Origin of the sequence: Pseudomonas sp. Z1-29, from assembly GCF_051131995.1 — a bacterium.
Classification (GTDB): domain Bacteria; phylum Pseudomonadota; class Gammaproteobacteria; order Pseudomonadales; family Pseudomonadaceae; genus Aquipseudomonas.
On the sequence record NZ_CP071645.1, the window covers coordinates 1,374,246 to 1,393,682 of the forward strand.

At 60.9% G+C, this 19,437-nt stretch carries 19 protein-coding genes and 2 tRNA genes; 8 read left to right on the plus strand and 13 right to left on the minus strand.

From position 1 onward, the window contains the following. Positions 1 to 7 precede the first annotated feature (7 nt). Positions 8 to 475 (plus strand): recombination regulator RecX, encoded by a 468-nt coding sequence (gene recX / locus J3P84_RS06470; protein WP_434628792.1) that lies wholly within the window; start codon positions 8 to 10, stop codon positions 473 to 475. Positions 476 to 519: 44 nt separating this feature from the next. Here recX and J3P84_RS06475 read toward each other — a convergent pair whose 3' ends face one another. Together J3P84_RS06475 and J3P84_RS06480 are read right to left on the minus strand one after the other, a co-directional pair. Beyond that, on the minus strand, positions 520 to 1,638 hold the full coding sequence (locus J3P84_RS06475) for a TIGR00730 family Rossman fold protein (protein ID WP_434601688.1): 1,119 nt from the start codon (positions 1,636 to 1,638) through the stop codon (positions 520 to 522). 98 nt (positions 1,639 to 1,736) lie between these two features. Further along, entirely contained in the window at positions 1,737 to 1,922 is a 186-nt protein-coding gene (locus J3P84_RS06480; protein ID WP_434601687.1) for a hypothetical protein, read from the minus strand. A 283-nt stretch (positions 1,923 to 2,205) separates the two neighbouring features. On the opposite strand from J3P84_RS06480, the gene J3P84_RS06485 reads away from it, so the two are divergent. Beyond that, positions 2,206 to 2,400, plus strand: a complete 195-nt coding sequence (locus J3P84_RS06485; protein WP_305499163.1) for a hypothetical protein — start codon at positions 2,206 to 2,208, stop codon at positions 2,398 to 2,400. Here the strand turns inward: J3P84_RS06485 and J3P84_RS06490 are convergent, their stop codons facing one another. Then, positions 2,401 to 2,823 carry a quorum-sensing-regulated virulence factor family protein gene (locus J3P84_RS06490; protein ID WP_305499165.1) on the minus strand — a complete coding sequence of 141 codons (423 nt, stop codon included), beginning with the start codon at positions 2,821 to 2,823 and terminating at the stop codon, positions 2,401 to 2,403. Positions 2,824 to 3,006: 183 nt separating this feature from the next. Here J3P84_RS06490 and J3P84_RS06495 point away from each other — a divergent pair, with 183 nt between their 5' ends. The 3 genes from J3P84_RS06495 to J3P84_RS06505 all read left to right on the plus strand — a co-directional run bounded on the left by J3P84_RS06495 (position 3,007) and on the right by J3P84_RS06505 (position 5,055). After that, positions 3,007 to 3,753, plus strand: a complete 747-nt coding sequence (locus J3P84_RS06495; protein WP_434628795.1) for a tRNA-uridine aminocarboxypropyltransferase — start codon at positions 3,007 to 3,009, stop codon at positions 3,751 to 3,753. 215 nt (positions 3,754 to 3,968) lie between these two features. Then, positions 3,969 to 4,622: a response regulator transcription factor ErdR gene (gene erdR / locus J3P84_RS06500; protein WP_434628797.1), complete on the plus strand. Its 654-nt coding sequence runs from the start codon at positions 3,969 to 3,971 to the stop codon at positions 4,620 to 4,622. Positions 4,623 to 4,692: 70 nt separating this feature from the next. Next, a complete protein-coding gene (locus J3P84_RS06505; protein ID WP_305499171.1) occupies positions 4,693 to 5,055 on the plus strand; it encodes a diacylglycerol kinase in 363 nt (120 codons plus the stop codon). Positions 5,056 to 5,058: 3 nt separating this feature from the next. On the opposite strand, the gene J3P84_RS06510 is transcribed toward J3P84_RS06505, so the two are convergent. Beyond that, entirely contained in the window at positions 5,059 to 5,985 is a 927-nt protein-coding gene (locus J3P84_RS06510; protein ID WP_434628799.1) for a LysR family transcriptional regulator, read from the minus strand. 122 nt (positions 5,986 to 6,107) lie between these two features. On the opposite strand from J3P84_RS06510, the gene fpr reads away from it, so the two are divergent. Beyond that, the gene (fpr, locus tag J3P84_RS06515; RefSeq protein WP_003198368.1) at positions 6,108 to 6,887 is read left to right on the plus strand and encodes a ferredoxin-NADP reductase; all 780 of its coding nucleotides are present in this window, start codon (positions 6,108 to 6,110) and stop codon (positions 6,885 to 6,887) included. Between the two features lie 223 nt (positions 6,888 to 7,110). On the opposite strand, the gene tsaA is transcribed toward fpr, so the two are convergent. The 5 genes from tsaA to rimO form a co-directional block, all read right to left on the minus strand. Further along, positions 7,111 to 7,809, minus strand: a complete 699-nt coding sequence (gene tsaA, locus J3P84_RS06520; protein WP_434572196.1) for a tRNA (N6-threonylcarbamoyladenosine(37)-N6)-methyltransferase TrmO — start codon at positions 7,807 to 7,809, stop codon at positions 7,111 to 7,113. Between the two features lie 196 nt (positions 7,810 to 8,005). Then, on the minus strand, positions 8,006 to 8,467 hold the full coding sequence (locus J3P84_RS06525; RefSeq protein WP_434628801.1) for a DUF1456 family protein: 462 nt from the start codon (positions 8,465 to 8,467) through the stop codon (positions 8,006 to 8,008). Positions 8,468 to 8,531: 64 nt separating this feature from the next. Further along, positions 8,532 to 9,242, minus strand: a complete 711-nt coding sequence (locus tag J3P84_RS06530; RefSeq protein WP_434628803.1) for an rRNA pseudouridine synthase — start codon at positions 9,240 to 9,242, stop codon at positions 8,532 to 8,534. An 82-nt stretch (positions 9,243 to 9,324) separates the two neighbouring features. Then, the gene (locus J3P84_RS06535; protein ID WP_434628805.1) at positions 9,325 to 9,798 is read right to left on the minus strand and encodes a GNAT family N-acetyltransferase; all 474 of its coding nucleotides are present in this window, start codon (positions 9,796 to 9,798) and stop codon (positions 9,325 to 9,327) included. Between the two features lie 111 nt (positions 9,799 to 9,909). Then, on the minus strand, positions 9,910 to 11,250 hold the full coding sequence (rimO, locus tag J3P84_RS06540) for a 30S ribosomal protein S12 methylthiotransferase RimO (protein WP_434572201.1): 1,341 nt from the start codon (positions 11,248 to 11,250) through the stop codon (positions 9,910 to 9,912). A gap of 335 nt (positions 11,251 to 11,585) precedes the next feature. Between rimO and J3P84_RS06545 the strand changes: the two genes are divergently transcribed. Next, positions 11,586 to 13,427: a potassium transporter Kup gene (locus tag J3P84_RS06545; RefSeq protein WP_434631168.1), complete on the plus strand. Its 1,842-nt coding sequence runs from the start codon at positions 11,586 to 11,588 to the stop codon at positions 13,425 to 13,427. 208 nt (positions 13,428 to 13,635) lie between these two features. Here J3P84_RS06545 and J3P84_RS06550 read toward each other — a convergent pair whose 3' ends face one another. The 4 genes from J3P84_RS06550 to J3P84_RS06565 all read right to left on the minus strand — a co-directional run bounded on the left by J3P84_RS06550 (position 13,636) and on the right by J3P84_RS06565 (position 18,090). Continuing rightward, entirely contained in the window at positions 13,636 to 14,925 is a 1,290-nt protein-coding gene (locus J3P84_RS06550) for a virulence factor family protein (protein WP_434628807.1), read from the minus strand. Continuing rightward, positions 14,925 to 17,567, minus strand: a complete 2,643-nt coding sequence (gene mprF, locus J3P84_RS06555) for a bifunctional lysylphosphatidylglycerol flippase/synthetase MprF (protein WP_434628809.1) — start codon at positions 17,565 to 17,567, stop codon at positions 14,925 to 14,927. The genes J3P84_RS06550 and mprF overlap by 1 nt, the downstream gene beginning before the upstream one ends. 150 nt (positions 17,568 to 17,717) lie before the next feature. Beyond that, positions 17,718 to 17,794, minus strand: a tRNA-Met gene (locus J3P84_RS06560). A gap of 219 nt (positions 17,795 to 18,013) precedes the next feature. Next, positions 18,014 to 18,090, minus strand: a tRNA-Met gene (locus J3P84_RS06565). A 282-nt stretch (positions 18,091 to 18,372) separates the two neighbouring features. On the opposite strand from J3P84_RS06565, the gene dinB reads away from it, so the two are divergent. Next, positions 18,373 to 19,434: a DNA polymerase IV gene (gene dinB, locus J3P84_RS06570; RefSeq protein WP_434572205.1), complete on the plus strand. Its 1,062-nt coding sequence runs from the start codon at positions 18,373 to 18,375 to the stop codon at positions 19,432 to 19,434. Positions 19,435 to 19,437 lie beyond the last annotated feature (3 nt).

Sequence of the window (19,437 nt, forward strand, 5' to 3'; positions counted from 1 at the left end):
CGATCCGATGACCGCCGTACTCGATACCCTCGTCGCAGTGCGGCGAACCGCAATGGACCTGCTCGCCAGACGCGAGCACGGTCGAGTCGAGCTGACGCGTAAACTGCGCCAGCGCGGCGCCTCTGATGAATTGATCGACACAGCCCTGGACCGCTTGACGGAAGAGGGGCTGTTGTCGGAATCGCGCTACCTTGAAAGCTTTGTCTCCTATCGCGCCCGCTCTGGTTATGGCCCGATGCGAATTCGCGAAGAACTTCGCCAGCGCGGCTTGCAACGACCGGATATCGAACTTGCCTTGCGTGAAAGCGGTATCGATTGGCAGGAACAGTTAATCGATACCTGGCGTCGCAAGTTCTCAGGGCATCTGCCCATTGATGCGAAGGAACGGGCCAGGCAAGGGCGTTTCCTGGCGTATCGAGGATACTCCATGGAAATGATCAATCGGCTGTTCAGCGGTCGTAGCATGGATGGCTAGATAAAACGGCCCGCTATTTCGATAGCGGGCCGTTTATTTTTGGCTCAAGTCACCTCGATTGGTTCCCAGGTCAGCGGGTGGGGCTGGGCGGCAGGCTGGGCCCAGTTTTCCGGCAGGTTGATATAGTCCACCAGTTCTCTAAGTCGACCGTGATCGCGGGCGTTGAAGGTGAATGCCAGGCGCGTCAGGTGGCTGAAAGGCGCCTCCTCCGGCTCCTCGCCGCTGTAGGCATGCTGATGGAAGCAGTCGTTCAGGCATAGATCGGCAAATTGGACCTGCATCTGCTGCATCGCCTGTTCGGTGAGCGCATGATTCATGCGGATCACGAACTGATGCTTGAGCCAGCGGCTGGAGTGGAAGTTGCGATAGAACTGATTGATTTCTTCCACCGCATCCTCGGCGGTGTACACCAGGCGCATCAACTTCATGTCGGTGGGCAGGATGTAGCGGTTTTCTCCCAATTGTTCATGGATGAAATCCAGGGCGCTCTGCCAGAATTTACCTCCCGGCACATCCAGCAACACTATCGGCACCAATGGGCTCTTGCCTGTCTGCACCAGCGTCAAGACTTCCAATGCTTCATCAAGGGTGCCGAAACCACCTGGGCAGAGCACTAACGCGTCTGCTTCCTTGACGAAGAACAGCTTGCGGGTGAAGAAGAAATGGAACGGGAGGAGGTTCTGCGTGCCTTCGACGGTCGGGTTCGCATGTTGTTCGAAGGGTAGGGTGATGTTGAAACCCAGGCTGTGCTCGCGGCCTGCGCCTTCATGGGCGGCGGCCATGATGCCTCCGCCTGCGCCGGTGATGACCATCATGTCCGACCGGGCCAGCGCCGCCCCCAGTTCTCGCGCCAAGCCATACAGCGGATGCTCGATGGGCGTTCGGGCCGAGCCAAAGACCGTGACTTTGCGACGGCCCTTGAATTGTTCGAGGGTGCGGAAGGCATGTTCCAGTTCGCGCAGTGCTTGCAGCGTGATTTTGGCGTTCCAGCGGTTGTGATCTTCCTGGGCCATGCGCAGCACGGTCAGGATCATGTCGCGGTAAATGGGGAGATTGGGACTGTTGGGTGATACCAGGTTGAGTTGCTCTTCGACCTTGCGGGTGAGGTCGTGGCCATGGTTCTCAAAATGCCGACTGAGCAGGTCATTCGGTTTGTAAGGCATTCAGCTTCTCCTTCTGAACAGAACCTGGCCCGAACGAGAGATTCGTCAGGGCCACGGCACTTCCTGTGCCGTCGTCAGCCCGGCGTATGCCCGGGCATTCAACCTGGCTCGACGCAAATTGCAGCAAGGCGATCAAGCCAGCCAACGGATTCTGCTGTTTCCCTTGGATGAAAAAAATCAAGCGTCAGGGTATTGGCAAGGGCAGCCTCGTTCTGCCCGGTAACAGGCGATATTTTGAATCTAGCCTCTTGTTGATCATGGCGCTCGCAGATGACGGTTTGCAACCGTCACCTGGCCTTGTTGGAACCCGTCATCACGAGCAGGCTCGCTCCCACAATTGATCTTCAGTGAACATCAGGTGTGCGTTCGGCAAAATTCCTGTGGGAGCGAGCCTGCTCGCGAAGGCGTCCCGCGCTCCAGCTCTGATAGTGGGTAATGCGCCGCTCGTCAGTTCATCGACTGGCTACGTCCCGCTCTGATTTACTCATAACAAGCGTGCTGACGTTATTCGACGTCCAGGGTTGGGCGTCCACGTTAAGCATTTTCGGGGGCAGGGAGGCGGGAGAAATGACCAGGGTAACTCTGGAACTCGACAAGCAGTTGTACCTGATGCTGTTGGAAGCGGCTCAGGCCAATCAGGTGAGCCTTGAAGAGGAGTGCTGCCGTCGGCTGGAGGGCAGGGAATGGCGCTCGCGCTATTTGCAGGCGCTGGTGGCGGAACTGCGCGCCGACGATGAGCAGCGGCGCGCCAGCTCGGGTTGATTATTTCTTGGTCTTGGCCGGTTTCGGGCAGTCCGATTCCTGGAAGCGTTCGGTGGCGACCGGACGATTGGTCTTAACTTCGGTGAATTCGTAACGCATGGTTGCGCCCTTGGCCATCAACTTGCGAAAGCCTGGGTTGGTGCACACCGTGGAGCCCAGCTGGAAGTAGACCGCCTTGGGGTCGGCGCGCATTTTCTGGGCGTGGCTGCTTTGCACGCTGAGATGGTTGATCAGCTCGGTGCCTTCGACGGTATAACCCTGGTCGAGAATGTCTTCGTTGATGGCACGCGGAGTGCCGACGCTGCTTTGCGTGGCCACGTTCTGCAGCATCTTGTTCAGTTCGAGTTCTTTCAGCGACGCGGCCTGAGCGCTGATGGACGTCGCCAGCAGAACGGCAACGGTTGGGACGATAAGGCGCAGCATGAAACTCTCCTGGTTCAGTGACAGGGGGTTCGACCGGTCACGTGACTGTGCGTTCAGTGGCGGCGATTATAGGGGAGCCCGGGTAGACGGTACAGGCTTGCGCGCTCTGGTAGACTGCCGGGCTTTGTTGTCCTGCCGAGTGTTGTTCGTGTCGAGTTCTCTTGTCCGTGGGCGTCGCCCGCTATGATCCATGCCCCCAACGCCGTAGCCCGCCTGCGCGACCAGCGCGTCGACGAGGGCATCAAGCCGCTCCAGGCCCGTGGCTGGCGCGCGCCTCGTTGTAGCGCGTGTCGGGTGATCGAAAGCCATTGCCTGTGTGCCTGGCGCCCGAGCGTCGAGACCCGTTCCGGGGTCTGCCTGATCATGACCAACAAAGAAGTCTTCAAGCCGAGCAATACCGGTTGGCTGATCGCCGATGTGGTGCGCGACAACCATGCCTTCATCTGGTCGCGTACCGAGGTCGACGGGCAATTGCTGGCTTTGCTGAATGACCCGCAATGGCAGCCTTATCTGGTGTTTCCAGGCGAGTATGTCGAACCGTCCCGTGTCACCCACACGGTGGCGCTCGATCAGGGCAAGCGTCCGTTGTTCATTCTGCTGGACGCGACCTGGACGGAAGCGCGCAAGATGTTTCGTAAAAGCCCGTATTTCGACCGATTGCCCATTCTGAGCCTGTTGCCCGACAAGTTGTCTCGTTATCGCTTGCGTCGCTCGACCCGCAGCGAACACCTGTGTACCGCCGAAGTGGCGGCGCTGTGCCTGGAACTGGCGGGGGACAGCGACGCGGCGTCGGCCCTGGACGCCTACTTCGATGTGTTCAGCCAGCATTACCTCGGCGCCAAGCGCCAGCAGGAGGTGAACGAGTCCACGCCGGCCCATGCCGAGCTGCAACCCTTCGTTCGCGCGGCTCCTGCGCTGTTGGCCGAGTAGTGGCCCATACTGGATAAGGCCGTGACCGTGCTGCTTGACCACCCCGGCTTCGCTGGGCATGCTGGGCGCCGACCAGGGTGCGGCTGGAGTTTGAAACGCTGTGATTGGCGTTGAACATGCCCCCTGTGGATGCCGCTGCTTGGCGGTGTCTTGAGTTGTTTGGCGAGGCGCGAATGCATCGGGCCTGCCACTAAAAAAACAGGATCATTTGAAAAATGGCCACATACGAAATCCTGATTGCCGATGACCACCCGCTTTTTCGCAGCGCGTTGCATCAGGCAGTGACCCTGGGCCTTGGCTCGGATGTCCGGTTGACGGAGGTGGCCAGCATCGCGGAACTGGAAAGCCGATTGGCTGAAAAGGCCGACTGGGACCTGGTGCTGCTGGATCTGAACATGCCCGGTGCGTATGGTTTTTCTGGCCTGGTGCTGTTGCGTGGGCAATACCCGCAAATTCCGGTGGTGATGGTCTCGGCCCAGGAAGAGGCCTCGGTGATGGTCAAGGCCCGCGAGTTCGGCGCCAGCGGGTTCATCCCCAAGTCCAGTTCACTGGAAATGATCCAGAGGGCTGTGAAGGCCGTCCTCGATGGCGATGTATCCTGGCCGCCCCAGGCGTTCGAGGCGGTGAGTGTTTCCGCGGAAGCCAAGGCCGCCAGCGAAGGGCTGGCCAGCCTCACGCCGCAGCAATTCCGGGTGCTGACCATGGTCTGCGAAGGCCTGCTGAACAAGCAGATTGCCTATGAGCTGAATGTGTCCGAGGCGACTATCAAGGCCCACGTTACGGCGATCTTTCGTAAACTCAACGTGCGCACCCGAACGCAGGCGGCCTTGTTGCTGCAACAACTCGAGTCAATTTCGCCGCAGTCGTAGTGTCTGAATTCACGCTTTTTTGACTGCGGTTCCATTAGCTTCTCCATTCCTTTCGATCAGTGCCTACCTTATGTCACCTTTTAAAGGCCAAACCGGCCTGAAACGCATCCTCAATGCCTCCGGCTATTCCCTGGACGGCCTGCGTGCGGCGTTCGTTGGCGAAGCCGCTTTCCGTCAACTGGTGCTGCTCAATGTCATCCTGATTCCGCTGTCGTTCTTCCTTAACGTCAGCCGCGTCGAGCAGGCCTTGCTGATCGCGGTGTGCCTGCTGGCCCTGATCGTGGAGTTGCTGAACTCCGCGGTGGAAGCGGCCATCGACCGCATTTCCCTGGAGCTGCACCCACTGTCGAAAAATGCCAAGGACATGGGCAGCGCCGCCCAGTTGGTCGCCCTGACGATGATCGCGTTGGTTTGGGGCCTGATACTGCTCTGAGTTTCAGGCGATGGCGGGCAGGACGATCTCGTCGCTACGCTGCACCCCAGCGGTGAACGCCCGGCACAGATCAAGAAACTCACGCATGGCCGATGTCTGGTATTTCTGTTTGTGCCAGATGAAATAAAATTGCCGCGACAGATCCATGTCCGGGGTTTCCACGGCCACCAGGCTGCCGCGGCGAAAAGCGTCACGCAGGGCCAGGCGCGAGATACAGCCTATCCCCAGGCCGGACTCCACGGCGCGCTTGATCGCTTCGGTGTGTTCCAGCTCCAGGCGGATATTCAACGCGCTACGGTGGTGACGCATGGCCTGGTCGAAGGTCAGGCGGGTGCCGGAGCCCTGTTCCCGCAGGATCCAGGCTTCGCGGGTCAACTCCTCCATTGTCGCCTGGCCGCGTTTGGCCAATGGATGCTGGGGCGCGCAGAACACCACCAATTCATCCTCGACCCAGCTCTGCACCTCGATGTCCGGGTGGCTGCAGTCGCCTTCGATCAGACCCAGATCAATTTCATAGTGAGCAACCTGGTGCACGATATTGGCGGTGTTTTGCACATGCAGCTTCACCTGGCTTTCCGGATGGCGCTGCATGAAGCCGCCGATAAGCAGGGTCGCCAGGTAATTGCCAATAGTCAGGGTGGCGCCGACCGCCAGTGAACCGAAGCCGGACTTGCCGTTGAGCAGGTCTTCGATCTCCTTGGCCTGGTCCAGCAGCGCCACTGCCTGGGGCAGCAATTGCTTGCCGAGGGCGTTGAGGCTCAGGCGTTTGCCGGCGCGGTCGAAGAGCTGGCAGCTGGACTGGCGCTCCAATTCGGTGATGGAAGTGCTGGCGGCCGACTGCGACAGGTTGAGCAGGCCCGCGGCACGGGACACGCTTTCCTGCTGGGCGACGGCGACGAAGACTTGAAGTTGACGTAGAGTAAATCGCATATCGATATAACCGATAACCCTTATCTTAATAATCCATTTAACAGATATTGTCGCCGCCATTAGAATGCGATGCAATTGCGCAGATTATCGGCGCAGGCATCATTTCCAGGAGTCCCCCGTACATGAGCAACATGAACCACGAGCGTGTCCTCAGTGTTCATCACTGGAACGACACTCTGTTCAGCTTCAAGTGCACCCGCGATCCGGGCCTGCGCTTCGAGAACGGTCAGTTCGTGATGATCGGCCTGCAGCAGCCCAACGGCCGCCCGCTTATGCGCGCTTACTCGATTGCCAGCCCGAATTGGGAAGAGCATCTCGAATTTTTCAGCATCAAGGTTCCCGACGGTCCGCTGACTTCCCAGCTGCAGCACCTGAAGGAAGGCGACGAGATCATCATCAGCAAGAAGCCTACCGGCACGCTGGTGCTCGACGACCTCAAGCCTGGCAAGCATTTGTATCTGCTCAGCACCGGCACCGGGCTGGCGCCATTCATGAGCGTGATCCAGGATCCGGAAACCTACGAGCGTTTCGAGAAAGTGATCCTGTGCCACGGCGTGCGTTACGTCAATGAAGTCGCCTACCGCGAATTCATCACCGAGCATCTGCCACAGAACGAATTCTTCGGCGAAGCGCTCCGCGAAAAGCTGATCTACTACCCGACCGTGACCCGCGAGCCCTTCGAGAACGAAGGCCGCCTGACCGACCTGATGCGCAGCGGCAAGCTGTTCCGCGACATCGGCCTGCCACCGATCAACCCGCAGGACGACCGCGCCATGTTGTGCGGCAGCCCAAGCATGCTCGACGAGACCAGCGAAGTGCTCAACAGCTTCGGCCTGACCGTTTCGCCGCGTATGCGTGAGCCGGGTGATTACCTGATCGAGCGGGCGTTTGTAGAGAAATAAGTCGCGGTTCATGCGGTGGCTGACCGATCGCCTTCGTCGGATCGCCGCCCGGAGCAAGCTCGCTCCCACAGTTGATTTGTGTTGTTCCAGAGATTTGATTCAACACAAAACCCTGTGGGAGCGAACCTGCTCGCGAAGAAGGCGACTCGGTCCAGCAGACAGCCCACAAAAAAAAGCCCGCGCCGCCTCATCCAGGCCGCGCGGGCTTTTTCGTTTCCGGCGATTATTCCTGCGCCGGGATCACTTCCAGTACCCGGATCAATCCCGGCTGCGGATAATGCCAGCGCACATCCAGGTCCCAGAACTGCGCGCCGTATTCCCGTTCGGCTGCGGGGACCTGATACGCCGGACGTGGATCCTGGGCCAGGCATTGTTCGATCAACTCCACCAAGGGCTCTTCGAGGCGCAGGGCATGCTCGCGGGCTTGAAGCAGGGCTGAGTCCGCCCATTGCACCGGAATCAATGCAGGCGCTGCGCTGGCGATGCTGTTCGTCGCCGAGCCGATGATGTCGGCGTAGGGCACGTAGGGCTTGATGTCCAGCACTGGCGTCGCGTCCAGCAGATCGATGCCCGAAATCCACAGCCGACCCGCTTCGACCCGTTCCAGCTTCACCACTGACTGACCGATGCCGTTGGGGCGATGGGTGGCGCGGGTGGCGAATACGCCCATGGACTTGTTGCCGCCCAGTCGGGGCGGACGCACCTTCAATCGTGGTTTTTCCTCCAGGGCCTGGTGGAACAGGAACAGCAGCCAGACATGACTGACCTGCTCCAGGCCCTGCACCGCTTCGCCCTGGTCGAACGGCGCCACCAGCTCCAGCACGCCACGCGCGGCCGGGGCCAGGTGTGGCTGGCGCGGAATGGCGAACTTCTCCTTGAAGCAGGAGCGGACGAAGCCGATGGGGGAAACGTTGTAGGTCATGGGTTGGAATCGGAGCGAGGTTGAAAAGACATCATAACGCGAAGGGCCAGGTTGGCACTGTTCTCTGTGGCGAGGGAGCTTGCTCCCGCTGGGCTGCGAAGCAGCCCCCCTGTTTTGTCTGACACACTGCGAGGGGACGCTGCGCGTCCAGCGGGAGCAAGCTCCCTCGCCACAAAGGCCCAGGAGGTCTGGAAAGTCAGCCGCGTATGCGCAGCGTCAGGCCCTTGAGGAAATTGCGCAGCAACTGGTCGCCGCATGGGCGATAGTTGGTGTGGCCGAATTTGCGGAACAGCGCGCTCAACTCCGGCTTTGATACCGGGAATTCGGCGGCCTTGAGAATGGCGTGCATGTCGTCTTCCTTCAGCTCGAACGCCACGCGCAGTTTCTTCAGGATGATGTTGTTGGTCACCGGCACTTCGATCGGCTGCGGCGGACGGCTTTCGTCCTTGCCGCGCTTGAAGATCACCAGGCCATCGAGAAAATGCGCCATGACCAGGTCCGGGCAGAACACAAAGCCTTCTTCCTCGTCTTTCTTGAGGTAGCCAGTCAGGTCTTCCAGGGAAACATCCAGGCCGCCCAGCTTGATGATCTCGATGACTTTCTTGTCGCTGATGTCGAGCATGTAGCGCACGCTGCGCAGTACGTCGTTGTGAATCATGTGTGCAGTCCTGATCAATCGGCAGTGGGCGCCCCAGCTCGGTGCGGCGCCAGTAAAGTCGTGTCTAGAATTTTTCTTTGGCGGACAGATAGCGCCATTGGCCCAACGGCACCTTGCCGATGGACACGCCGCCGATGCGGATGCGGCGGATAGCGACGACCTTCAGGCCGACCGCCTGGCAAAACAGTGCAATGGCGCCTGGTTGCGGGTTCTTCATGGCGAAGCGCAGGCGGTTTTCGTTCTGCCAGCTGGCCTTGACCGCAGGCAATTCCTTGCCTTTGTAGGTCAGGCCGTGGTTCAGGCGATTAAGACCGTGGGCGACCATTTCACCCTCGACTTCGACCACGTATTCCTGCTCGATCTTGGCCGCGTCGGCGGTGAGCTTGCGCAGGATCTTCCAGTCCTGGGTGAACACCAGCAGGCCGCTGGCATTGGCCTGCAAGTCGGCGCTGGCGGTCAGGCGCAGGAAATGGCCCTTGAGCGGGCGCTTGCCGAAGCGATGTTCGTCGCTCAGGGTCTCCGGTCCGAGGGTTGCCATGGCGGTGTCGACGTCCATGCCCGCCGGGACGTTGAGCAGGATCGTCACCGGCTCCGGCGCAGTGGCCTTGGCTTGCGGGTCGAGTTCGACCTTCTGGCCGGTGACCTTGAACTGCGGCTCGTCGATCACTTCGCCGTCCACGGTGACCCAGCCGCCCTCGATGAACAGCTCAGCCTCCCGACGGGAGCAGCCGACGAGTTCGATGAGGCGTTTGGAGAGACGAATCGGGTCAGTCATGACGGGGCCGTAACAAAAAGAGGGTGGGCATTGTACCTGTCTGGCGCCGGTTAATCGCGGGTCCATTTGCCTCAGGCAGCTTTTAGCCGCGTCCGGCCTTCAGGTCGGCTTGTTTGTAGCGCATGTGCAGCAACGGGTACGGCTGGTTCATGCCATCCCGTGCGGAACGCCCGACCACTTCAAAGCCTTGCTTGAGATAAAAGCCCAGGGCTTGCGGGTTCTGTTCGTTGACGTCCAGCTCGTTGGCGTTCAGGTGCTCCATGGCATAGCGCAGCAGTTGTTTGCCCAGGCCTTGGCCCCGGTGTTGCGGGTCGATGAAGAGCATTTCGATCTTGCCGGCCGCCACACCGGCAAACCCGGTGATGCGTTGACGGTGGTCCCGAGTACAGATCAGCATCACCGCGTCCAGGTAACGGGTGAGTACCAGGTTCTTCAGCAGCTCGATGTAGCTGTCTGGCAGGAAGTCATGGGTAGCGCGTACCGACGCTTCCCAGACCCGGGTCAATTCCTCGTAATCGCTCGGTTTCGGTGTGTGGATGACCGAATGCTGACGCATGTCCGCCTGTTCCTTATGGTGGAAATGTTATGTCTGCATACGATAGCCGTAAAAAAGCCCCGCATCTTGTTACAGAGCAGGGCTTCATGATTTTTTAAGTGCAGGCCTGAATCAACCGATCTGCTCAGCCCACAAATCATACTCATCGGCGTCGGTGACCTTGCACCAGACCTTGTCGCCTGGCTTGAGGTTGCTGCCGTTGTCGATGAAGACGTTGCCGTCGATTTCCGGGGCGTCGAAGAAGCAGCGGCCGACGGCGCCTTGCTCGTCGACTTCGTCCACGAGCACTTCGATTTCACGGCCGATGCGCATTTGCAGGCGGGCCGAGCTGATCGCCTGCTGGTGCGCCATGAAGCGTTCCCAACGCTCCTGCTTGACGTCGTCCGGGACCACGTCCAGGTCCAGGTCGTTGGCCGGTGCGCCTTCGACCGGCGAGTACTGGAAGCAACCGACGCGGTCGAGCTGGGCTTCGGTCAGCCAGTTCAGCAGGTATTGGAAGTCTTCCTCGGTTTCGCCGGGGAAGCCGACGATGAAGGTCGAGCGGATGATCAGGTCCGGGCAGATTTCGCGCCAGTTCTTGATACGTGCCAGGGTCTTGTCTTCAAAGGCCGGGCGCTTCATCGCCTTGAGCACTTTCGGGCTGGCGTGCTGGAACGGGATGTCGAGGTACGGCAGGATCTTGCCGGCGGCCATCAGCGGGATCAGCTCGTCGACATGCGGATACGGGTAGACGTAATGCAGGCGGACCCAGACGCCGAGGCTGCTGAGCGCTTCGCACAGCTCGGTCATGCGGGTTTTCACCGGCGCGCCGTTCCAGAAACCGGTGCGGTATTTCACGTCGACACCATAGGCACTGGTGTCCTGGGAAATCACCAGCAGCTCCTTGACGCCAGACTTGACCAGGCGCTGGGCCTCGTCGAGTACATCACCGACCGGACGGCTGACCAGTTTGCCGCGCATCGACGGGATGATGCAGAAGCTGCAACTGTGGTTGCAGCCTTCGGAAATCTTCAGGTAGGCGTAGTGACGCGGGGTCAGCTTGATGCCTTGCGGCGGCACCAGGTCGATCAGCGGGTTGTGGTCCTGGCGCGGCGGCACGACTTCGTGCACGGCGTTGACCACTTGCTCGTACTGCTGCGGACCGGTCACCGACAACACGCTCGGGTGCACGTTGCGGATGTTGCCTTCTTCCACGCCCATGCAGCCGGTCACGATGACCTTGCCGTTTTCCTTGATGGCTTCGCCGATGACTTCGAGGGATTCGGCCTTGGCGGAGTCGATGAAGCCACAGGTGTTGACCACTACCACGTCGGCGTCCTGGTAGGTGGACACCACGTCATAACCTTCCATGCGCAGTTGGGTCAGGATGCGCTCGGAGTCGACCAGAGCCTTCGGGCAACCCAGTGATACGAAGCCAACCTTCGGGTTGGCTGGCGCGGGAGTGGTGGACATGTCTAACCTCGGTATAAGGGGGATCGTCTCGTGCGAGACAGGGCGCCTGACGCGCCTCTGATCAAAAAGTGCGCAATTCTATCCATGGCGGGCGCACTTGACCAGCTTTATGCAGGGAAAAACGACGAGTGCTGCGCTATGCTTCGCGCCTTTGCCTTCTGGCGATTGCTACAGTCAACAAAACGTCTGTAACAAAGCGTAAAACAGCGCATGCTGCGGCACAAAGCGTACGGCTTCTTTACAGAGAAGACAGGTCTGGGAATCAGGAGTGTTGGATGGGTCATGCAAGTATTCAGGCGGCGACTGCCGAGCATTCGGCAACGAAGCCGCTGAGCATGCTGGTCGCGGCGGTCGGAGTGGTATATGGCGACATCGGCACAAGCCCCCTGTATACCCTGAAGGAAGTGTTTTCCGGCGGCTACGGCGTGCCGGTCAACCATGACGGGGTGCTGGGGATTCTGTCGCTGATTTTCTGGTCGCTGATCTGGGTCGTGTCGATCAAATACATGATGTTCGTCCTGCGCGCCGACAACCAGGGCGAGGGCGGGATCATGGCCCTGACCGCCCTGGCGCGGCGGGCGGCGGCCGGCAGGGCGCGGTTGCGCACGTTGCTGGTGATCTGCGGCCTGATCGGTGCGGCGCTGTTCTATGGCGATAGCATGATCACCCCGGCGATCTCGGTACTGTCGGCGGTGGAAGGCCTCGGCCTGGCATTTGAAGGCATCGATCACTGGGTGGTGCCGCTTTCGGTGGTGGTGCTGGTCGCGTTGTTCCTGATCCAGCGTCACGGCACCGCGCGGATCGGCATCCTGTTCGGCCCGATCATGGTGACCTGGTTCCTCGTGCTCGGCGCCTTGGGCGTGTATGGCATCGTTCAACATCCGGAAGTGGTGCAGGCGGTGAATCCGGCCTGGGCCGTACGTTTTTTTATCGTCCATCCGGGCATGGGCGTGGCGATCCTTGGCGCGGTGGTGCTGGCGCTGACCGGCGCCGAGGCGCTCTACGCCGACATGGGGCATTTCGGTCGCAAGCCGATCGCTCGCGCCTGGTTTATCCTCGTGCTGCCGGGCCTTATGCTCAACTATTTCGGCCAGGGCGCCTTGCTGCTCGGCGATCCGGAAGCCGCGCGCAATCCGTTTTACCTGTTGGCGCCGAGCTGGGCGCTGCTGCCCTTGGTGGGCCTGTCGACCCTGGCGACGGTGATCGCTTCGCAAGCGGTGATTTCCGGCGCGTTCTCGCTGACGCGCCAGGCAATCCAGCTCGGCTACATCCCGCGTATGTACATCCAGCACACCTCCAGTGCCGAACAGGGCCAGATCTACATCGGTGCGGTGAATTGGTCGTTGATGGTCGGCGTGGTGCTGCTGGTGCTGGGCTTCGAGTCGTCCGGAGCGCTGGCTTCAGCCTATGGCGTGGCGGTCACCGGTACGATGTTGATGACCACAATCCTGGTCTCCGCCGTGATCCTGTTGTTGTGGAAATGGCCGCCGTTGCTAGCGGTGCCGGTGCTGTTCGGTTTCCTGCTGGTAGATGGGTTGTACTTCGCCGCCAACGTGCCGAAGATCATCCAGGGCGGCGCGTTCCCGGTCATTGCCGGTATCGCCTTGTTCGTGCTGATGACCACCTGGAAGCGCGGCAAACAACTGTTGGTGGAGCGCCTGGACGAAGGTGCGTTGCCGTTGCCGGTTTTCATCAGCAGCATCCGCGTGCAGCCGCCGCATCGTGTGCAGGGCACCGCGGTGTTCCTGACCGCGCGCTCGGATGCTGTGCCCCACGCGCTGTTGCATAACCTGTTGCACAACCAGGTGCTGCACGAGCAAGTGGTGTTGTTGACCGTGGTCTACGAGGACATTCCCCGCGTACCGTCGCAGCGGCGCTTCGAGGTCGATGCCTACGGCGAGGGCTTCTTCCGGGTCATCCTGCATTTCGGCTTCACCGACGAACCGGACGTGCCCCAGGCGCTCAAGCTATGCCATCTGGATGAACTGGATTTCAGCCCGATGCGCACGACGTACTTCCTCAGCCGCGAGACCGTCATCGCCTCCAAGCTCGAAGGCATGGCCCGCTGGCGCGAGTCGCTGTTCGCCTTCATGCTGAAGAACGCCAACGGCAACCTGCGCTTCTTCAATCTGCCGTTGAACCGAGTGATCGAGCTGGGTACGCAGGTGGAGATGTAGGCCCAAGCCCGATAGCAAGGCGAGCTCCCTGCTCCTTGCCCCTTGTGGGAGCGAGCTTGCTCGCGATGGCTCAGGGACATTCAACATCAAGGTAAGCTGACCGGACGCTATCGCGAGCAAGCTCGCTCCCACAGGGAGATACCAAGCGGGCAACAAAAAGCCCCTGCACCGTGAGGTTGCAGGGGCTTTTTGTCAGCTGTGTATCAGCTCACTGCGCGGCAGGTGTGGTCTGCCGCTTGTTGATCTCATCGATCAACCGCTTGGCCAGGGCCGGGTAGTTTTCATCGAAGTGATGGCCGCCGGGCAGCTTTATGGCTTCGCCTACGGCGGTCTTGTCGGTGCAGCCACTTTCGTTGGCTTCTTCCGCGCCATAGATGCACACCACTTTTTCCGCCGGCAGCTTGGCCATTTCCGGGCCGGTGGCGGCTTCGGTGCCGGCGTTGCCGAGCCAGCCCTCGACTTCGATTTCGAAGCTGCCGGTGCGGGCAAAGGCGAGCAGGATAATCGCATCGACCCGTTGCTGTTCTGTCGCCGGCAGGCGGTTGTAGATTGCCGGCAGGACATCGGCTCCGAAGGAATAGCCGGTCAGGACGAAGCGTTTGGTGCCCCAGATCTGGCGATAGTGTTGCATCAGCTCGGTCAGGTCGGTCGCGCTCTGTTCGGGGCTCTTGTGCTGCCAGTAATAGCGCAGGGTGTCGATGCCGACCACCGGGTAACCGACCTTGGCCATTTCATCGGCCACGTCGCGGTCCAGGTCACGCCAGCCACCGTCGCCGGAGAGAAACAGCGTCACGGTGTCCCGGGCCTGGCTGGCGGGGACTTCCACCACCGGAATGCTCAGGCCGCCCTTGCCCTTGTCGGCGCCCACCAGGATCTTGCGCAGCTCGTTGTTGAGTACCTGCGCCAGGTTGATGTCGTAGTCGCTGATGCTGGTTTCGGCATTCTTCTGGTCGCGCACGAAAGCGGCGCTGGTATCGTCGGGGTTATCGTTCCAGGCCACCAGCCAGCGACCATGGGCGGCGCTTTTGGGCAGCAGGTGGGTGCAGCCGGGTTTTTCCAGGGCCAAGTCGACCGAGACGGCCTGGGCCTTGTCGTCCTTCTGTTCAGCCAGCCAGCGCCAGGCCAGCACCGCGCCGGGACCGATGCCGCTGACCAGCGTGGCCGGGCCGTGCAGCTGCCGCAGGCCGGCTTGCAAGGCGCGCCCTTGAAGCATGCAGTCCTTGGGCAGGATCACCTGGACGATCTGCGCCGAGCCGCTGCGGCTGAGGGTCGTCAATTGGGTGTCGCTGAGCTTCTGGTCCTCGTTGACCGCCACCAGCACCTGGGCGCGTACCTTGGTGCCGGGGATGACTCGGGTCATCGGCACGCCATCGGCCGGCTCCAGTTGTTCCAGGGTCGGTTGCGGGGCCGGGCGGTTCCAGTACCAGTAGCCGCCACCGAGAATCACCGCCAGCACCAGCAGGGCGGCCACTACGTATCGCCAGGAGCGTTGCATCATCAGCGTTTCACCAATCCAGTCAGGCCGCCCGCAATCAGGGCGGCGGTATCGGCCAGCGCTACCAGCGGATCGAGTCCGGCGGGCACGGCCATGTAACGAGGTTCCCAGTCAGGCTGGAATTTGTCTTTGAAGCGGCGCAGGCCCTGGAAATTGTAGAGCTGCTCGCCACGGCGAAACACCATCGAACCCAGGCGCTGGGTCAATGGAGCGCCGCGACGCGGTTGCAGGCCCGAGAGCGGGACCATGCCGAGGCTGAAGCGGGCGTAGTCATGGTTTTTGTAATGCTGGATGAGGCCGACCATCATGAACTCCATGGTCAGCTTCGGGGCTTCGGGATGAGCACGCATCAGGTCAAGGCTGGCCAGCTCATGGCTATGGGTTTCCAGCAGGTTGGCGAACGCCACCGGACGCCCCTCGAAACGAATCACCGCGATGCGGAAGTGCTTGAGGTAATCATGGCTGAATCGCCCCAGGGAGAAACCTTTCTCGCGTACATTCTTGCCGGTCAGCCAGGCATCGGAAACAACCTTGAGTTCGTCCATCGGCGCCTGGCCCGGTTCATGGATCTCCAGTGACAGGCCGTCACGGGTGCCGCGGTTCCAGGTGTAGCGCAGGTCCTTCATCTCCTTGCCCTTGGCTTCGAGATCAAAACGCTTGAGATCGACCCGCGCCTCTTCGCCCAGCTTGATCGCAGTCAGGCCGATGTCCATGTAATAGGGCAGGTTCTCGGCACGCACCTGATAGAACACTGGCCTGGCGTGGTAGATATCGCAAAGGTCACGAAACTGCCAGATCATTTCCGCCCGTTGCTGGGTCGGCCCGATCGGGTCGTACAACGCGACCAGGCTGCGGCCACGGCGGGCATACATCAGGAAGGCTTCATCGTTGGGATGAAACAGCAGCGCCTTGTCGCCGGTCAGGGCCAGGCCGCCGTCGGGTTGCGAAGACGCCATGAGAATCGTCCGGGCGCGCTCCAGTTCTTCAGCCGTAGGCAGATGAATCACCGGCCGAGCGGTGCGCAGCAGCCAGGTCAGGGACACCACCACCAACAGCACCGCGGCACCCAGCAGCGAGCGCAGGCCACGCGGCGCGTCGGCGTCCAGGGTGAACTGCCACCACAGTTGATGGCTATAGGGCACATCCTGATAGGCAAACAGCAGCAGCCAGATCGACGCACCCAGCACGCACAGGCTGGCAATCAGGAACAACGGCGAGAAGGGCAGCTCGGTCAGGCGACTTGGGCGGTAAAAGGAACGCCGGAAGACCGCCAGCAGGGCTGCGGTCAGCGTCAGCAGGGTGGCTTCTTCCCAGTCGAAACCCTTGAGCAGCGAGAGGAGGGCGCCCACCAGCAACAGGACAGTGGTCAGCATCCAGGCTGCGGACAGACGGCGGCGCAGGCCCTGGGCGAGCAACAGGCACAGCACGCCTACCAGGCTGGCGCCAAAGTGCGAGGCGTCCACCAGGCGATGCGGGATCAGGAAGCCGATGTGCTCCAGGCGCGTGTCGATCTCCGGCGTCACGCCGGAAAACAGCAGCACCACGCCAGACAGGAACACCAGCACTGCCAGGATTGGCGCCGCGAAACCGGACGCCGCCCGCAGGGTCTGGCGGGTCTGGAACAGCCGTTGTGCCTCATTGATCAACAACAATACGCACGCCACCAGCATCGGCAGCAGCACGTAGATCAGGCGATACAGCAGCAGGGCGGCCGCCAGCGGCGCAGCCCCGAGTTTGTCGGCAAACGCGGCCAGCAGGATCGCTTCGAACACCCCGACGCCGCCCGGCACATGACTGAGGACGCCGGCGGCGAGCGCCAGCAGGTAAACCAGCAAGAAGGGGCCGAACGGTGGCGCCTCCGGCAGCAACAGATAGAGCACCGTTGCCGCGGCGGCGACATCCAGCGCGGTGATGATCAGTTGCAGGAATGTCAGACGGCGGCCCGGCAGACGCAGCGTGCGGCGACCGGCCTTGACCAGCAGGGCATCCCGATAGGGTTGTTCCGGCAGGCGGCGGCGATAGATGCCGATGGCCAGCGCACTGGTCAGCAGCAGCACGGCAACGGCGATCACCCCCAGCAAAGTGGCGGGAAGGTGCAGGGCGGCAGAGGCGGCAGGCAGATTGCTCAACGTCGCCAGGGCCGCCAGTGGCGGTAGCGCGCAACCCAGTGACAGGCTGGCGAACAATGTCATGTGGGCGACATCCGCCGCCCCCAGGCCATGGCGGGCGTACAGGCGGTAGCGAACCGAACCGCCCGACAGCAGCGACAGGCCGATCGCATTGCCGATGGCAAACGCGCTGAAGCCGCCGAGGATCAGGGTCTGGGTGGGCAGCTTCACGCCGGCGTAGCGAGTGGCGGACCATTCATAGCCCAGCAGAATGACGAAGCCGGCCACGGTGGCGGCTATCGCACCGAGCAGCGCCGGCCTCGGCACCTCGAGGATCGAGTCGTGAAGGGCGTAGAGGTCGAGTTCGCTCAGGAGGTGACGGCAGGCGATCAAGGCAATCGCAAACAGCAGCAGCGTGACGGCGAGGCCGATCGGTTGCCGGTACTGGCTGATCCGGTCCAGCCAGCGCAATCGCTCGGCCTTGATCGGTTGTGTCGCATTGACAGTGTCTTGTGGGTCAGACGAGTGGGCGCGCATCAATCACCTCTTGAGCTATGCGCGACAGGATGGGGGTATCCAGCCAAGTTACCAATCCCTGCGGCGGAAAATAATTACAAAATATTTGTAATGAGGCTTTTTCGGCACACACAAAAAAGGCCACTCTTTCGAGCAGCCTTTCTTGATATTTGGTTGCGGGAGCCGGATTTGAACCGACGACCTTCGGGTTATGAGCCCGACGAGCTACCAGACTGCTCCATCCCGCGTCTGTGTGGCGGCATTCTACAGGCGAACGCCGGACTGTCAACCGTTAATAGAGCGCCGGATGAAATAAACGGCCGGTTCACCTAAATGCGCGAAAACAAACGGAAATCGTCCTACAACTTCGACGTTTTGCGATGGCCGTAGTGACATGGAATGCACCGGCATGGAAAAACAGGCGCGCACAAAAAAGGCCACTCTTTCGAGTAGCCTTTTCTGATGTTTGGTTGCGGGAGCCGGATTTGAACCGACGACCTTCGGGTTATGAGCCCGACGAGCTACCAGACTGCTCCATCCCGCGTCTGTGTGGCGGCATTCTACAGCGAATCGCCCGGCTGTCAACCCCTTTGCTGGAAAAACCTGTTCAGCTTCAATCGGTTAGCCTGCGCCAAGGCAATGTGACAGCGCTGTGACGCAGGCCTGGCAAGGCCTGGCGCTCTATTGGGCGGTTCGCTGCGATTGAAGAAACACATTCATGTAGGCATTTTCCAGATCTGTCGAAGGATCTTTCAAACTACTGGTGCTATGTACAGGTTCGAGTGAGATACTGGCGCTCCGATCCATCGCATGTACCGCTGCTTATATGACGCAACGCAAAATCATCCACGTCGACTGCGACTGCTTCTACGCCGCGATCGAAATGCGCGATGATCCGCGGCTGGCCGGCATACCCCTGGCGGTCGGTGGCTCGGCGGACCGGCGTGGGGTCATCGCGACCTGCAATTACGAGGCGCGGGCCTACGGTGTGCGCTCAGCCATGTCTTCTGGCCACGCGCTGAAGCTCTGCCCCGACCTGACCATCGTCAAGCCGCGGATGGACGCCTATCGGGAGGCCTCCAGGGAAATTCAGACGATTTTCAGCGATTACACCGACCTGATAGAACCGCTGTCGCTGGACGAGGCTTATCTGGACGTCTCCGCCAGTCCGCATTTCGGCGGCAGTGCCACGCGCATCGCCCAGGATATTCGCCGGCGTGTTTCCAACCAGTTGCACATCACTGTTTCTGCCGGCGTGGCGCCGAACAAGTTTCTCGCCAAGATCGCCAGTGACTGGAAAAAGCCCAACGGCCTGTTCGTCATCACTCCGGACCAAGTGGAAGATTTCGTCTCGGCGCTGCCGGTGAGCAAGCTGCACGGCGTCGGCAAGGTCACCGCCGACAAGTTGAACAGGCTCGGGATTATTGACTGCCAGCACTTGCGCGAGTGGGACAAGTTGGCACTGGTGCGTGAATTCGGCAGTTTCGGCGAGCGACTCTGGAGCCTCGCCCGTGGAATTGACGAGCGCCTGGTGCACAACGACAGCCGGCGGCAATCCATCAGCGTGGAAAACACCTACGACGTCGATTTGCCCGATCTGCAGAGCTGCCTCGACAAACTGCCCGAACTGATGGAAACCCTGGGCGGGCGCATGGCGCGGATCGACAGCAGCTATCGGCCGGGCAAGCCGTTCGTCAAAGTGAAATTCCATGACTTCACCCAGACCACCCTTGAGCAGGCCGGGGCAGGGCGGGACCTGGGCAGTTACCAGCTACTGTTGACCCAGGCGTTCAACCGCGGCGGCAAACCGGTGCGATTGTTGGGGATCGGAGTGCGGCTGGAGGACTTGCGGGGCGGGTTTGAGCAGTTGGAGTTGTTTGAGCGGTAAAGC